The sequence below is a fragment of the Sphingomonas bacterium genome, from assembly GCF_903642285.1.
GTDB lineage: Bacteria > Pseudomonadota > Alphaproteobacteria > Sphingomonadales > Sphingomonadaceae > Sphingomonas.
Genome location: NZ_CAHJWJ010000008.1, coordinates 26,325 through 40,944, shown reverse-complemented (window position 1 = coordinate 40,944; position 14,620 = coordinate 26,325). Strand labels below are relative to the sequence as shown.

Genomic DNA, 14,620 nt, shown 5'->3' with positions numbered 1-14,620 from the left:
TAATCCCTTAGTGGAGGAGGTCTGGGGCGCCCGCCTGACGCGCAAATGACCAGGCGGCCCGGATGAGTCCGGGCAGCGTGTCCACCGCCGCCGCAGCGTCCACCCCCGCAGCGTTGCCGTCCGCCATGCGTTTGGCGATCCCCTGTAGAATCCCGGCACCCCGAAAGAGATTGAACGCGAAGTACCACTGCAGCGGCGGTATGGAGGCGAGGCCTGCTGCCCCGCAGTATTGCGCGGTGACCTGCTCCAGCGTCGGAATTGCGAGCGCGTCGAGCTCCAGCCCCCCCAGACCCGAGCGCCCGGGCGTATGCGGCAGCACCCAGTTGAGCGCCAGATAAGCAAAATCCGCTAGCGGGTCACCGGTCGTCGCCAGCTCCCAATCGAGCACCGCCGCGACCGTCGGTGAACTATTCGCGTACACCAAATTGTCGAGCCGGTAATCGCCGTGGACGATGGTCGTCCGCGTCGAAGCAGGAATGGAGCTAGGCAGCCAAGCGATCAGCGCCTCCATCTCGGGCGAATGCTCGGTTTGGGACGCGCGGTATTGCCTAGTCCAGCGATCGATCTGGCGGGCGAACGGATTGCCCGATCGGCCGAAATCGGCAAGTCCGACCGCGACCGGGTCGATCGCATGCAGCGCCGCCAGCGTGTCGACCATCGACCGATAGGCGATGCCACGCTCGGCGGGCGCTAGGTCCGGCAGGCCGCCGTCCCAGAACACGCGTCCGTCGACCATCTCCATCAGGTAGAACATGGTGCCGATGACGCCGTCGTCCGTGCACAGCGCGACCGGGCGAGGCACCGCGAACCCTGTGGGATACAGAGCGCTCAGCAGCCGATACTCGCGATCTACCGCGTGGGCGGAGGCAAGCAGGGCGCCGAACGGTTTGCGGCGCAGCACATAGTCGCCGTCGGGCGTGGCGACACGATAAGTCGGGTTGGACTGACCCCCTGCAAACCTGGCGAACACGGCCGGCTCACCAACGTCTGGAACAGCTCGTGCGATCCAGCGGCGCACGGCGTCCTCGTCAAGGTCAGACGGCATGGCCAGCTTCATCCGTCCTCCCCCAGCGCGCGAGTTCCAGCTTGGCGATCGCGTTGCGGTGCACCTCGTCTGGACCGTCGGCGACGCGAAGGTGGCGCGCGTAGGCGAAGTAGCCCGGCAACGGCGTATCCTGGCCGAATCCGGCGGCACCGAACGCCTGCATCGCCCAGTCGATGACGCGCAGGCAGTTGTTGGGCGCGATCACTTTGATCATCGCGATCTCCTTTGCCGCTACCTTGTTGCCGACAGTGTCCATGCGGTGGGCGGCGTGGAGGACCATCAGCCGGGCCTGGTCGATCAGCATGCGGCTTTCCGCGACGCGCTCGCGCCAGACGCCCTGCTCGGCCAAGGTCCGGTGGAACGCAACGCGATCGTTCAAGCGGCGACACATCAGCTCGAGCGCCGCCTCCGCCATGCCGATCGCGCGCATGCAGTGGTGGATCCGCCCCGGCCCGAGCCGGCCTTGCGCGATCTCGAACCCGCGGCCCTCGCCAAGGATGATGTTGGCCTTGGGCACGCGCACGTTGTCGAACAGGATCTCGGGATGGCCGGCCGGCGGATCGAGATTCCCGAAGAACTGCATATCACGGACCCGGGAGACGCCCGGCGTATCGATCGGCACGAGAACCATCGATTGGCGACGGTGACGGTCGGCTCCGTCCGGGTCAGTCTTGCCCATTACGATTAAGACCCGGCAGCGCTCCGCCATCGCGCCCGTGATCCACCATTTACGACCGTTGATGACGTAGTCGTCGCCTTCGGAGCGGATGCTGGTCTCGATGTTGGTCGCATCGGATGAGGCCACGCCGGGCTCGGTCATGGCAAACGCCGACCGGATTTCACCGTTCAGCAGCGGCTCCAGCCATTCCGCCTGCTGCTCGAGAGAGCTGTAGTTCGCCAGCACCTCCATGTTGCCGGTGTCGGGTGCCGAGCAGTTGAAGACCTCCGAGGCCCAATATAGCCGACCAAGCGTTTCGGCGATCGGCGCATAGTCGTAGTTGCTGAGCCCCGCGCCATGGTCGCCCGGCAGGAATAGGTTCCAAAGGCCCTGAGACCGCGCCTCAGCCTTCAGTTCGTCGACGATAGGCAAAGTCGCATAAGGACGCCCGGCTGCGGCATTCGCAGCGAGTTGTTCGTTGTGTTGAGCATCGCTCGGGAACACGCGTTCGTTTAGAAACGCCTGCACGCGCTGGTGAAGGTCGGCGGCGTGCGAAGAGGGGGCGAGCGTCATCGAGGACTCCTAAGATCCTGTTGTGCGTCCGTAAATTGGCTCTCTGGCACGCCGCGAGCGGTGATCCAGGCGCGGTATCGCCTGGTTTGCGGTTTGGATTTGATCGTGCCGCACAGCAGGGCGAGCACGGCGGATGGCCGCCGTCGCGGCTTGCGACCGCTCGCCAATCGCGCGAGTTGGCCGCCAGTCATCGCCATGCCGGCAAAGCTCGCCAGAAGACGGTTTTTCCATGCGAGCGCAGGCAGCGCGACCGCAGACGATCGCCCCTCCCGCCAGTGCAACGGCAGATCCGGGACATAGGCCATCGCCGTCGCGATGCCGACCATCGCCACGCCAGCGCGGCCGTTCTCCGACGCCAGTGCCCGGCAGGCCGTCTCCAGGTCGGAAATTCCTCCCGTGACCATGATCGGCATCGGCGCAACCGCGCCGATCTCGCGCGCGAAGTCTATGAAATAAGCCTCCCGCCGTTTGGTGCTGGCCGGCTTTTCCGATCCTTGCATCGCCGGGCGTTCGTAGCTGCCGCCGGAGAGCTCCACGAGATCGACCCCGAGATCGCCAAGCCACGAGACGACGGCGGCCGCGTCGGCAGGCTCGAACCCACCCTTCTGGAAATCCGCCGAGTTCAGCTTTACGCCGATGCAGAAGGATGGCTTCACGCGCGCCCGGATCGCGCGCACCACCTCGAGCAAAAGCCGCGCCCGGTTCTCGAGCGAACCGCCCCACTGATCTGTTCGGAAGTTGGTGAGCGGTGACAGAAATTGGCTAAGCAGGTACCCGTGCGCTGCATGCACCTCGACTCCATCGAATCCTGCCTTTTCCGCAAGGGCGGCCGTGGTCGTAAAGCGTGCAATGATCGTCTCGATCTCCTCCGGCCCGAGCGCGCGGGGGGTCGCGAACATCTTCGAAAAGCCCCCCATCTCCAGCGCTACGGCGGAGGGCGCGACGGTCGGCTGACCCAAATCAGACGGCACTTGGCGGCCCGGATGGTTGATCTGAAGCCAAGCCTGGCCGACCCCGCTATGTGCTGCCTGCGCCCAGGCGACGAACGGGGCGAGCGGCTGATGTTCGTCCAGAACCACGCCGCCAGGACCGGTCAAGGCGGTCGGGTCGACCATGACGTTGCCAGAGATGATCAGCCCCGCACCGCCCTCGGCCCACCGTGCATAAAGCCGGCGCAGGGCTTCGCCCGGCAACTGGTTGCGGTCCGCCAGACTCTCCTCCATCGCGGCTTTCGCGATGCGGTTTGGGATTACCTGACCATTCGGTAGGGTCAGGGGAGCGAACAGGACGGGAGCGGTGGTGACCATGGTGTCTTTCGATTGACAGCAGAAAGGTGGAGTTCGCTCAGTCGGCCAGAAAGCTCGCGATTTCGTGGATTGCCATCCGAGCCTCGGGAAGCTCGTCGGTGAACAGCTGGAAGACGTGCGGCATGTTGGCGATAATATGCAGCCCGACTGGCCGGCCTTGATCCCAGAGCGCTCGCGCAAACGCGACCGCTTCGTCGCGAAGGTATTCGTCGGAGCTTGCCTGGATGAGGGTTCGGGGGAACCGAGCTAGCAGTTCGTCCGGTGCGGTGATCGGGGATATTCGGAAATCATCTGCGCCGCCGCCATCAGGACGGTACAGCGGCAGCAGGCTGTTGCTCCCGCCCTCGCGCCCGACCGGGTCGTCGATTCCCAGCGCCGGACTACTGGACGGCCGCGCATCAAGTACCGGCGAAAGCAGCACGACCGACGATGGCACCGGCGCGTTCCGTTCCAGGGCATCGAGGGTGGCCGCCGCGGCGAGGTTCCCGCCCGCGGAGTCGCCGATGAGCGCGACCTCACCATTCGAAGCGCGACCGTAAGGGTCGTGCGCAATCACCCAAGCCAACGCTGCCGCGCAGTCCTCGAGCCCAGCCGGGAATGAATCCTCCGGTGCAAGGCGGTAATCAATTGCAAGTGTCGGCCGCCCGGCCGCCTGTGCAATCGCATCGATGAGATGACGATGCGTGTCGATCGAGCCGGCGATCCATGCGCCGCCGTGAACATAGAGTATCCGCTTCGAATTATCAGCATCGGCGGGGATGAACCATTCGCCACCTAGCGAGCCTAGGGCCCATGGCCGAACTTGGCAGTTTAGAGACGGCCGAGATACGCCGGTCTCACTGTAGTCGGCCATGAAGGCACGGATCATGCCGATCGGGTCGGCAGCATTTCCGTTCCTAGACGCGAGGTCCCAGAGATGCTGCTTTACCTTGCCCTTCCTGGATAACTGCTCCTCACCAGAAGCCGTTCTGCGCGGCGAGGGTGGAGCAATCGTGACCACCCCTTTGCCATTTTGATCGCGCACGATCGTCTTCTCCTACACCGCTTGTTCCTACATCTAATTACCCCAAAGGACTCCGGTGTCAACATTCTACTTTTTACGTTCCTAAATCGGATCGGCCTATACCGTGCATCAGAAGGTCACTGATCTCTCGAGCGATGCGGTGCCGGTCGGAGCGATCCACGTCGAGCGTGCCGCGACTGAGCCAAGCAAAAGCGCCGGGGAGGAGCAGCAAAAAGGCCTCACCATCAATCGCGCGTAGCACGCCCGCATCCTGGGCTTGCGAGACCAGCGCTCGATATTGTTCACGCAGGTCGAGCGAAAGCGCCTCCAAATCACTTTGCACCGCTTGTCTCAGCGAACGGAAACCAGCACGTGCCGTGAGGGGCGACACAAGCACATCCAGATAGGCTTCGGCGTCTGCTGCGCAGGCGCTGGCCAACCGTGTGGCTGGCGGGACGGACTTATTAACGAGGCTAACCGGGATGAGTGAAGCAATCGCGAAAGAGCGCTTATACGCCTGCTCGACCAAACCCTGCTTGTCGCCAAAGTAGTGCAGAATGGCCCGCTTCGTCGCCCCGACGCTTTCCGCGATTTCATCCAGCGAGGTCGCGTCGATACCCTTACCGTTGAACAGTCGGGAGGCGGCCCTTAGCAGTGCTTCACGTCGTGCGTTTGTGAGATATTCTTTGTCAAACAGACCTTTAGATGACGGCATCAGCTCGTCAAAAGGGACCGGCACCAGTTCGTCTGCAATCCGTGGCCCGGTAAGCACGCCATGGAGGACAAAGTCGCTCAGTGCAGTCGGCAGCGTTACGTCCGAAAACCGTTTACCGGCAGACCAGGGCAACGTCAGGGGGGTCCAGAATAGCAGGCTGACGATCGTGTTAGCTGCGATCCAGGGATCGCAGGACCGCAGCCTTCCCGACGAAACACCCTTGGAGATGAGCCCCGCTAGCTGCGCAAGCATGCCATCATAAAGGCCCAGGATAACTTCGCGTTGCGGCTCCCTCAAATATCCGATTTCACTCAGGCTGGCGAATTTATCGGCATCGGGCGCCAGCACAACGGCGATGAACTGCGCGATGATCGACAACTCTGTCCCGCCGCTGCGAACCTCATGCGCCAACGAGGCCGACATGCGTTCGCACGAGAGGCGATAACACTGGAAAACAAGGTCGGGCAGATCCTCGATATAATAATATAGCGCTGCGCGCGAGATGCCGAGATCGTCAGCGATATCTGCAAGTGAGGTCTGGGAAATCCCGCGTTCATTGAGAACGACAACAGCATTGTTCAGCAGCTCCGTTAGGCGGCTAGGGGTCTTGGCTGGGTTGCTCATGCGAGCACAACCCAGAACACTGGGAGCGCCATCCGGCAAATAGAATCCGCTTTTCGCCTTGACACCGCAGTCCCTCCATGTAGTTTCAAGTTAATAAGGCTCGCACGAAGCCACGCCAGGAGAGGCAAGATATGAAGGCTCGTCCGCGTTCGCAAACGGTACTGCTGTCAGTGGCGATGGCCACTGCCTCCTGTTTGCCTGCAGAAGCGCTAGCGCAGGCGGCTCCAACCCAAACCTCTGGAACGTCCGCGCCAGTTGCTGACAATCGTGCCATCGATAATCGCGACATCGTCGTCACGGCTTTGCGACGCGACACGACGCTCCGGGACACACCCGCCGCGATCACGTCGATCGGCGGTGATGCACTTCGCGAACAGCACGTCACGTCGCTTACGGATTTGAGCACCACGGTACCCGGTCTGCAAATAGGGGAGGCGGGCGGTGTGTCGCTTGTGACGATCCGCGGTATCAGCCTCGACGCGCTGATCGGCGGCATTGAGAGCTCGATCGCGCTCTACCGCGACGGTGTATATCTGTCTCAGGCCACGCCACTTGATTTTCTATTGATGGACGTGGGCAGGGTGGAAGTGCTCCGCGGGCCACAGGGAACGCTGTATGGCCGCAACGCAACCGGTGGCGCAATCAACATCACGCCCGCTCGCCCAACACAGGAACTCTCCGGCTTCATCACGCTCAGCGCCGGCAACCTCGGTTCGTTCCGCGAGGAGGCGGCGCTCTCCGGTCCGATCATTGCTGACAAGTTATTGATCCGTGTTGCTGGACTGTCCAGCCAGCGTCGGGACGGCTACGCGGTAAATGACTTGACTGGCGATAAGCTGGGCACCAATTACGAAGACGGCGTGCGCGGGACGCTTGAGGCTTTTCCTGCCGGCAATGTCGATTTGCGACTGGATGGATTCTACTTCGCAGGGCGCAACACAACCGATTTCTGGACGAACCGCGAGTCGGTGTCTGCGTTTCAGACAGCGAACAACCCAGATTTCGCGAATCACCCGGCGTCTCTCGACCCGCGACGACCGACGTTCGATTTCTCGCCAGAGGACGTCCAAACCGATCAGGGCGGGAGCCTTTCCGCAAAATGGGATTTGTCGCGTTCGGTGAGCCTGACTTCGCTTACGTCTTACACGGATCTGGATTATCAGCGTCGTCACGCCGATTGTGACGGCACCGCAACACCGACCTGCAACTCTAGCCGCGCTGATCGCTCTCGATCCTTTCAGCAGGAACTCGATCTCGGCATTAAGGCGGGGCCGTTGAGCGGCGTTCTCGGCGGCTTCTATGATCACGACCGGCTCACGGGAAGGCAGACCTTTCCATTTAATAACCCGACGCAGGGCTTCGTAGTTATCGACGGCTCACCGGTTCCGAACGGCGCCCAGATCGAGCAGATCAGCCGCCAACGGACCGACTCTGTCGCGGTGTTCGGCGATGGCGAGCTTAAACTGGCGCCTTGGGTTAGCCTTTACGGCGGCGCCCGCTACACGCACGATTCCCGCACGATCGTCCTTACCAGCGGCCTTGGCCTAACCTTCAATGATGCCATCCTGCTCGGCTGCACGGCGCAACCAGATCAGGTCAGCTATTCCAACGTCTCAGGAAAGGCCGGCATTCAGTTTCACCCGAATACGACTAGCCAGTTCTATGGTCAGTGGCAGCAGGGCTTCAAGGCCGGCGGCTTCAATACGGGCTCGTGCGGATCGACCTTCCGGCCCGAGCACATCAACGCGTATGAGGTCGGCTACAAAGCGAGACTGTTCGACGGCCTGATGGACACCGCGCTGTCGGCGTTTCACTACGACTATAATGATCTGCAGACCGCGCAGATCGTCGGCGTCAGCTATTCGATCACGAACGCCGCAACCGCTAAGGTCGATGGCGCTGAAATCGAGCTGACCGCCCGCCCCGCATCCGGCCTGCAGATCGATGGTCACGGTACCTACCTAAATGCTCGTTATGGCCGCTATTTCAATTTCGACCCCATCAACCTTGCCGCTGGCGAGCAGGACCTAAGTGGAAAGCGGCTCAACCGTGCACCGCGGTTCAGCGGGACGCTGGGACTGCAATATGGCACGGCTATCGGTAGAAATCACCTGACTGCGCGCGGCGAGCTGACTTACACTTCCGACTATTTTTTCCGTCCCTTCAATGAAGGGCTCGATCGGCAAGATGGATACATGACCGGCAACGCGTTCCTGACCTACGAACTGGCGGGGAGTGGAGTTCAGCTGCGCGCTTTCGTTCGGAACATCGCCGACAAGACGATCCTTGCGGGAGTGTTTACCAGCGACCTTACACAGACGCATCAGGCTCAGTATCAACTTCCTAGGACTTTCGGTGGGGAGGTGACGTTTCGGTTCAAGTAGTGACGCACAACACACTGCTCTTCGTCGTGAAAGCGCGGTCCTACGCGTACCGGCCAAGTCTTTCGTGTGAACCGCTGGTACAGTTTGACGCCGGGTCCGTTTTTGTACCGTTTCCGGGCCGTCTTCACTCCCGTTCATGCCCCACGTCTGGGATAGCTCGCCTCTTGTCCAGATTGCCAGCACCACCTCACTCGTCCTGGAACGTGGCCATGTTGTGTAGCTTGACTGCGACATCGAAGTGCTCGCAGCGCGTACTGCGCGCCGACCCGGTCAAAGACCGCTTCTCCGACAAATAGACGCTCGCGAAGTGCTCAGGGATCAGCTACATTTCGTAACCCGCTCTATCCGGCGACTCGCTTACGTGTCCGAACTCAGTAAGGGCGCCCTGGCAGGATCGTTGAAACGATCAAAGAAACACTTTTGCAGAATGACCTGGAACGAGATGACCCAGTCACCGAACTCAACTATCATGACCGAGCTCGAAGCCTTGGACACGTAATGGATAGTTCACGTAAGGGAAGCGGACACGCCACCAGTCCGACTCGGTCGCTCTTTTTACGAAGCCCTCTCGATTGTGAAGCTGCATTATCTCGCTGGCGAGCGCGACATCCTCAATGCTTCGCTTGCTTTGCATCGACATCGACCGTGAGATGAACCGCCCGCGCGTGCGTGACTGACTTACGTCATCACGATCGACTTCACGACTGCCGATTAGGTCGGAGGCGAGTTCGGCAGTACCGCCCCCTTCGCTAAGACCGCAGCGGAGCAGCAGAAGATTTCCGCAATTCTCAATGATAGTATGCGCACCCTCGCCATAGATCTGCTTGACCTGGGCGAAGCTCTGAAACCCGATTGCGACGCGTCCGCCGAACTTGCGCAGTCGAGCCTGTGCGTCCTTGAGCCCCTCGATGCGCCCCAGCGCGTCGAGTTCGTCGACATGGAACCAAATGCGGCGTTCGGTCGAGGGCGCTAGCGACAGCGTTTCCATGATCGCTAGATTCATCCAGCAGGAGATGAGCCCGCGCAGCGCCGCGATCTGGTTCGCGGCATAGGGCATCCACAGCGAGCCGCTACCATTACGCACCCAGCGCCGGACGGAGAAGGCCGGTCCCGTCTGCACGGCGAAGCTGCGCAGGCTGGCGACGGCGGGTGTGACCGTCCCGAGGATGCTGGCGAGCATGCGCTCGCCGCCCTCCTCGAAATAGCGCGCCGCCGGCGTGCCCTGGCAAAGCGCCTTCAGCTGCGCCTTGTTGGCCGAGCCGAGCGCCATCACGAACTCGGCCGAGCTGCCCATGGCATTGACGACCCAGCTTTCCATGGCGCTGGCGAGGAACTGCTGGCCGTAGCTGATCCACTGGTCGTGATCGCCATGGCCCAGATGCGGCAGCAGCGACTGCGCCACCATCGCGAAGTCGCCGACCTGCTCGATCTCGCTCAGCAGATCCCAGCGCGCGCAGCGCGCGTCATAGGGGTTGAGGATGATGTCGCCGGGCTGATGGAAGACGCTAAGCGCCGAGCCGTCGGGATCGGCGACCACCTGCCGGTCCCCGCGGCGGGATGCGTCGGCGATCAGCGCGCGGAGGGCGGTCGACTTACCCGAGCCGGTCGCGCCGATCGCGGCGACGTGCATCGTTTCATCCTCGGGCGTCAGCGGCACACCGGCAAGCGCGACGCGCCCGGTAAGGCCAGTGATCAGCCTACCGCGAAGCAGGTTCGCGGTTCCGCGCATCCGCGTGCCGCGCAGAGGTGTATCTGGGCGGCCAGGCGCCGAGCCGCGGGGCGACCGCACCGCCCAGATAGCCGAAGATCGCCGGCAGCAGCACGGCGAGCATCGGGCTGCCGGCCAGGAAGCTCGTGTAGAGCCACAGACCGACCAGGCACCCGCCGCCCCAGCCGAGCGGCGCCGCGAGCAACGCCCAAGGTGTACGGCGATCGACCGCCTGGACCGTGCCGATCGCAAGGGTGCCGGGGAGCGCGGCAAGCGCAAACCAGACATGGTAGCGATGGAGTGCGAGCCAGAGCCAGCGCTGGTCGAGATAAGGCTGGAGCGCCGCTCGGTGCCGCCAATGCTCTAGCACGAGGTCGCGCCAGGCGAAGCGCGCATCGGCGGGGATCAGGCGCGCCACGAACTGCCAGCCAAGAGCGATCGCCACCAGCGACAGCAGGAAGCTGATCTGATGGACGATCGGACCCGAACCGGATCCCTGACCGCCGCCGCTGGTGGCACCGCCGCTCACAGCTCGGCGCCATAATCGCGATCGCGGCTCGGCGTCGGCAACGCCTTGGCAGCGGCCGCGAACGCCGCCCGCGTCTGCTCCGGCGAGCGCTGCGGCGCATCGGCCAGCGCCGCGAAGGTCTCGCGCAGGCGCTTTGCGCGATCCGGGGCGGGAGTGACTGCACCCGCAGCGGCTTCCCTTTCCTTCCCGGCGGCGCCGCGCGTCGCGGCAGCGCCAGCTGCTTGGGCCGGTTGTCGCAAGGCGGTCGCGTCCGGGGCATCACGCGCGCTCCTGGTCGGCGCGCGGTCGCCGCGTGACTGCGCTCCCGGTTCGCGGTCATAGTCGAGCGCCATGTCCTTAGGCCGCTCGCGGGCGAGCACGCGACGCAGCTGCTGCTCGTCGGCGAAGTCGTCGCGGCCGTAGTGTAGCGCAGTGCCCGTCCGGTGCCGCGACAGCGCGACATAGCTGGAGTGCGCGTCCATCCCGGGCGTGGCGAGGACATGGGTGCGGTCGACGGTCATGCCCTGCGTCTTGTGGACGGTGGCGGCATAGCCATGATCGACAGCTGAGTAGCTCTTGAGATCGACCTCGACCCTGCGACCGTCATCGAGGCGGACAGCGAGCGTGTCGCGGCTCGCTTTCTCGACGGTGCCGAGCGAGCCGTTCTTCACGCCGAGCTCACGCTCATTCCTGAGGAACAGGATTCGGTCGTTCTCGGCGAACTGTCGCTCACCGCGCTCGGTCTGCACAGTCACGTCGCGACCGAGCTCGTCTTGCGCCTGCAACCGTTCCGCAGCAGCTCATATTCGGGTTTGTGCTGACTGGCGCCATATAGCGCGTGGACATCGGTAACACCGGCCTGCTGGGCCATGAAGACGTCCTTGAGGATATTGTCGCCGACATAGACCACCTCCGGAATTGAGGCGCCGAGATCCGCGATGATCTGGATGAGGATGTCGGGGTTGGGTTTCATCTCACCTTCGGGGGTGTAATGATGGACCGTATGTTTGAAGCTGTAGGTTTCGGGAGCATAGAACCGGGTGCCCGGCGTCTCGTCGGGCATGCTGTGATCTTCGGGTGAGTAAAGGTAGTCGATCAGGCCGTCGAGGCCGAGCTTGCGAAATCGGTAGTTGGTGTAAAATGCCTTGGACTCGGTAAAAGCGGCGATAAGAACGCCGGCCGCTTTAAGCGACTTCAACGTCTGCTCCACAGTCGGGTAGAGCCGCAAGGCGCTGCGGCGGGCCTCGCGGAATGCGTCGATTGCCGGCGCCATGATGGCGACGGTATCATCACCATAGAGCGCGCGAAGACACGGCAGTTCCTCGAGAAGGCGCGAATATTCGCTCGTGCCGTATTTTTGGTGGATCACGCTGCACTGGACGTAGAACTCCTCGGGATCAACGCCAGAAATCTCGAGAACCTTGCCGATCATTGCCGAAAAGGTCTGATACCAGAGCTCCTGCCAATCCAGCAGGGTGTTGTCGACGTCGGTGACGAGTACGCGTTTCTTCAAAAATCCCAACTTTCCCGCAAGGCAGGGAGAGATGGTCCGTCCGCGCCTGTTTGCGGTGTCAACCTAGGCGAGCGGGGTCGGCTCGACAACCAGATCGACCGCTGGCTCCTGTGATGGGGTGCGACGAGAACATGCCTGCCGCGGTTGAGAGCGACTACGTTCCAAAGCGCGCTACTCGCCAAATAGGACGCTGAAAAACGCCTGATTGCGCTTTTTAGCGTGCGCGATAAGCGTGTCGTACCCCATTGCCTGGATGAAGATCTGTTCGTTGTCGCGGTAACGGACGTAGATGTCTGGATTCCAATCGTTCTTGAAATCGTGGTTCCGCAGAACGGTCTCAAGCGATGGCTTTAGGTCTGCGACGATGTAGCCAAAGCGACGAACGACGCCCCGAAAGGCGAAGTGCGAACCATCCGTCTTTGCGATGCCACCCGCCGCGGTGGCGCCTTTAAGGGTCTCAATAACCTGCATGACCGGATCGTGCTTCACGTCGCCAAACCGATAATCGTCGCGGCTCGGCCGCTTGAACTCGACGATCGTGATCGTGGTTCCGTCGTTGTCTCCGAGGACAAGGCTATCGTCGAAGAAGGCGAGATCAGCGATCTTGTCTCCCTTCTTGCGACCCTTGCCGTGCATCGCCCGGTCGCTCGAGATGTATGGGAGGAACGCAAGGGCATCGTCGATCAGCCAAAGGTTGTGCTCGAAATAGTCGGTATCAACGCTGTCAGAGAACCGATGGAAGACGAGGTCGTGGATCGTGTCCTCGGGCGCGTGCGCACCGGTGGTGCCATATTTGCGAGCGGCTTCGATCAGTTCGATCACCTTTTTGCGATGCACGACATATTCTGCGAGCGCTTCTTTATTGGATGCATCGATCTTGTCGACGATGTCCTTGATATTGGCCATATAATCATCAGGATTGTTGGCCGCGCTCGTGATCGCCTTGGATAGGTCGCGCGAGACCCGATAGCGCTCGATAGCGAGGTTTGAGACGAAGTCCTGGGCCTTCCAGTTGTTAGGCTTCCCTGCCACGTAGGACGAGATGGACTGGCCCTTGAGGCCGATGCGTAAGATCGGATTCTCCTGAAGCGCGCCTTCCAGATCGCGCGATTGCGTCGCCTTGATCTTAGCAATTTGGGTGTTCTCGGTCTTCTGAATGATATCGCCGATCGCGCCAACGATCTCCTCAACCGCCGTAGGGGTAATGTTGATGCCGGTCCGTGCGTCATTGAGCCGGGTCTCGAAAGCGCTCGATCGAACGACCGCGATCACGATGTAGGCCTGGTCGTTGTCGTCATAGAAAGCCGGCTGGCCGAGCAGGTTCGTGAGGTCGCGCGGGTTGCCGACGATACGATCGCCAGCGGCGAACAGCAGGCTGTGATTCTTGAACGACCGGGTTCGGGGCACCTTGGTCAGCGAATAATCGATGCGCTCCACCTTGCCGTCGATCTGGACGTCGAACGATCCAGCGTCTGACTGCACGAACACGTTCTTGAAATGCGCTGTGATGCTGCTCGGCTCGGCATCATCGAACCGGATGGTGATCTCAGGGAGCCAGCGGTAAAGGAAGTGCGGCAGGAAGTGGCTGCCGATGTGATCAGCAATGTCGCTCTGGTCGAGGGTCGCGATCAGTTCTTGCCATTCCGGGCGGGGCTCGTCGTAGTCGACGCGGAGGCCGAGATGGGCGAAGTCCGGTTCGCCATCATGGTAGATCAGCTCGTTTTTCTGGTGAATATCGAACCGGAAGGTGCGCTTATCCGGCGCCGGCAGCGCTTCAAAGCGGCTTGAGTAGAGGATGCGATTGAAGACTTTGAAGGCGATGAAGCGGCCAAAGCCACGGCCGTTCTGGCGAAGCTTGTGACCCGAGAACGGCGTCTTGAAAGACGTGTAATTGCTATCATCGAGGCCGATGCCGTTGTCGGTGATGGAGATCATGAGGTGCCTTGGATCGTTGATACCCGATATGGCGATCTCGATCGTCCCGTGCTTTCGAGCTTCCTCGCCGAAGCGTGTCTCGATCCCGTGCATGGCGTTCGACACCGCCTCAAGCGTCGGAAGCAGGAAGCCTTGGAGATCCTTGCTGACATGGGTGCGCTCCAGCACAGCCTTCATGTCAGGTTTTACGAGGGTGTCGGTTTCCGCAGTCACAATCGATCCGTTCTCCTACGGCGTGCTTACTGGAGCAGATGATCATGTAGCCAGAAGAAAGCGCTCTTCCGCACAATGGACGCTCCGCTCCCGGCGCGCCCACCCACCGTTCATAAGCCCCACCGCGCCATCATCGACGAGATGTAGGCCCGACAAGACTCCCTCCACATTGGCCGAAACTAACCGACACTACGCTTTCAGGTGGATACGAATTGGAGACGAGAGATGCTGCATGTTCATTCGTATCCAGCTGTGGCGCCCCCGAAGGGGATCTTTTTCGCAGATTTCCGCTGGTGCGAATGGTGCTGCCGAAGGGGATCGAACCCTTGACCTCAGCCTTACCAAGGATCTTTTCAGGCCGTTCGGGTCGCCCTTTTCGTTCCCTAACTCGGGTTGCTTGTTCATCTCGTCACGGCGGCTACCTGCTGGCGAGG

At 61.8% G+C, this 14,620-nt stretch carries 11 protein-coding genes; 1 reads left to right on the top strand and 10 read right to left on the bottom strand.

Annotated features, from left to right (window positions below):
* Positions 1–7 precede the first annotated feature (7 nt).
* From HUU99_RS05870 to HUU99_RS05850, 5 genes are all read right to left on the bottom strand, one after another.
* Positions 8–1,057, bottom strand: coding sequence for a phosphotransferase family protein (locus tag HUU99_RS05870; protein WP_254602952.1), 1,050 nt, complete (start codon positions 1,055–1,057; stop codon positions 8–10).
* Positions 1,035–2,276 (bottom strand): acyl-CoA dehydrogenase family protein, encoded by a 1,242-nt coding sequence (locus HUU99_RS05865; RefSeq protein ID WP_174285648.1) that lies wholly within the window; start codon positions 2,274–2,276, stop codon positions 1,035–1,037. The genes HUU99_RS05870 and HUU99_RS05865 overlap by 23 nt, the downstream gene beginning before the upstream one ends.
* On the bottom strand, positions 2,273–3,583 hold the full coding sequence (locus HUU99_RS05860; protein WP_174285647.1) for an NADH:flavin oxidoreductase/NADH oxidase family protein: 1,311 nt from the start codon (positions 3,581–3,583) through the stop codon (positions 2,273–2,275). The genes HUU99_RS05865 and HUU99_RS05860 overlap by 4 nt, the downstream gene beginning before the upstream one ends.
* Before the next feature lie 37 nt (positions 3,584–3,620).
* Positions 3,621–4,607, bottom strand: coding sequence for an alpha/beta hydrolase (locus HUU99_RS05855; protein ID WP_174285646.1), 987 nt, complete (start codon positions 4,605–4,607; stop codon positions 3,621–3,623).
* 73 nt (positions 4,608–4,680) lie between these two features.
* Positions 4,681–5,925: a TetR/AcrR family transcriptional regulator gene (locus tag HUU99_RS05850; RefSeq protein WP_174285645.1), complete on the bottom strand. Its 1,245-nt coding sequence runs from the start codon at positions 5,923–5,925 to the stop codon at positions 4,681–4,683.
* Between the two features lie 131 nt (positions 5,926–6,056).
* Between HUU99_RS05850 and HUU99_RS05845 the strand changes: the two genes are divergently transcribed.
* Positions 6,057–8,309, top strand: coding sequence for a TonB-dependent receptor (locus tag HUU99_RS05845; RefSeq protein WP_174285644.1), 2,253 nt, complete (start codon positions 6,057–6,059; stop codon positions 8,307–8,309).
* A 460-nt stretch (positions 8,310–8,769) separates the two neighbouring features.
* Here the strand turns inward: HUU99_RS05845 and HUU99_RS05840 are convergent, their stop codons facing one another.
* The 5 genes from HUU99_RS05840 to HUU99_RS05825 form a co-directional block, all read right to left on the bottom strand.
* Positions 8,770–10,038: a type IV secretion system DNA-binding domain-containing protein gene (locus HUU99_RS05840; protein ID WP_254602951.1), complete on the bottom strand. Its 1,269-nt coding sequence runs from the start codon at positions 10,036–10,038 to the stop codon at positions 8,770–8,772.
* Entirely contained in the window at positions 10,007–10,546 is a 540-nt protein-coding gene (locus HUU99_RS15510) for a hypothetical protein (RefSeq protein WP_254602950.1), read from the bottom strand. The genes HUU99_RS05840 and HUU99_RS15510 overlap by 32 nt, the downstream gene beginning before the upstream one ends.
* Complete coding sequence (locus HUU99_RS15870) at positions 10,543–11,280, bottom strand: hypothetical protein (RefSeq protein ID WP_375380070.1); 738 nt, start codon at positions 11,278–11,280, stop codon at positions 10,543–10,545. Before HUU99_RS15870 ends, HUU99_RS15510 begins: the two co-directional genes overlap by 4 nt.
* A complete protein-coding gene (locus HUU99_RS05830; protein ID WP_174285643.1) occupies positions 11,277–12,038 on the bottom strand; it encodes an HAD family hydrolase in 762 nt (253 codons plus the stop codon). Before HUU99_RS05830 ends, HUU99_RS15870 begins: the two co-directional genes overlap by 4 nt.
* A gap of 171 nt (positions 12,039–12,209) precedes the next feature.
* A complete protein-coding gene (locus HUU99_RS05825) occupies positions 12,210–14,150 on the bottom strand; it encodes an ATP-binding protein (protein ID WP_174285642.1) in 1,941 nt (646 codons plus the stop codon).
* Positions 14,151–14,620: the final 470 nt, after the last annotated feature.

Coding starts and splice junctions, on each gene's coding strand:
- HUU99_RS05845 (WP_174285644.1), top strand. CDS start 6,057: ATGAAGGCTCGTCCGCGTTCGCAAACGGTACTGCTGTCAGTGGCGATG.
- HUU99_RS05865 (WP_174285648.1), bottom strand. CDS start 2,276: ATGACGCTCGCCCCCTCTTCGCACGCCGCCGACCTTCACCAGCGCGTG.
- HUU99_RS05860 (WP_174285647.1), bottom strand. CDS start 3,583: ATGGTCACCACCGCTCCCGTCCTGTTCGCTCCCCTGACCCTACCGAAT.
- HUU99_RS05825 (WP_174285642.1), bottom strand. CDS start 14,150: ATGAAGGCTGTGCTGGAGCGCACCCATGTCAGCAAGGATCTCCAAGGC.
- HUU99_RS05840 (WP_254602951.1), bottom strand. CDS start 10,038: ATGCGCGGAACCGCGAACCTGCTTCGCGGTAGGCTGATCACTGGCCTT.
- HUU99_RS05850 (WP_174285645.1), bottom strand. CDS start 5,925: ATGAGCAACCCAGCCAAGACCCCTAGCCGCCTAACGGAGCTGCTGAAC.
- HUU99_RS05870 (WP_254602952.1), bottom strand. CDS start 1,057: ATGAAGCTGGCCATGCCGTCTGACCTTGACGAGGACGCCGTGCGCCGC.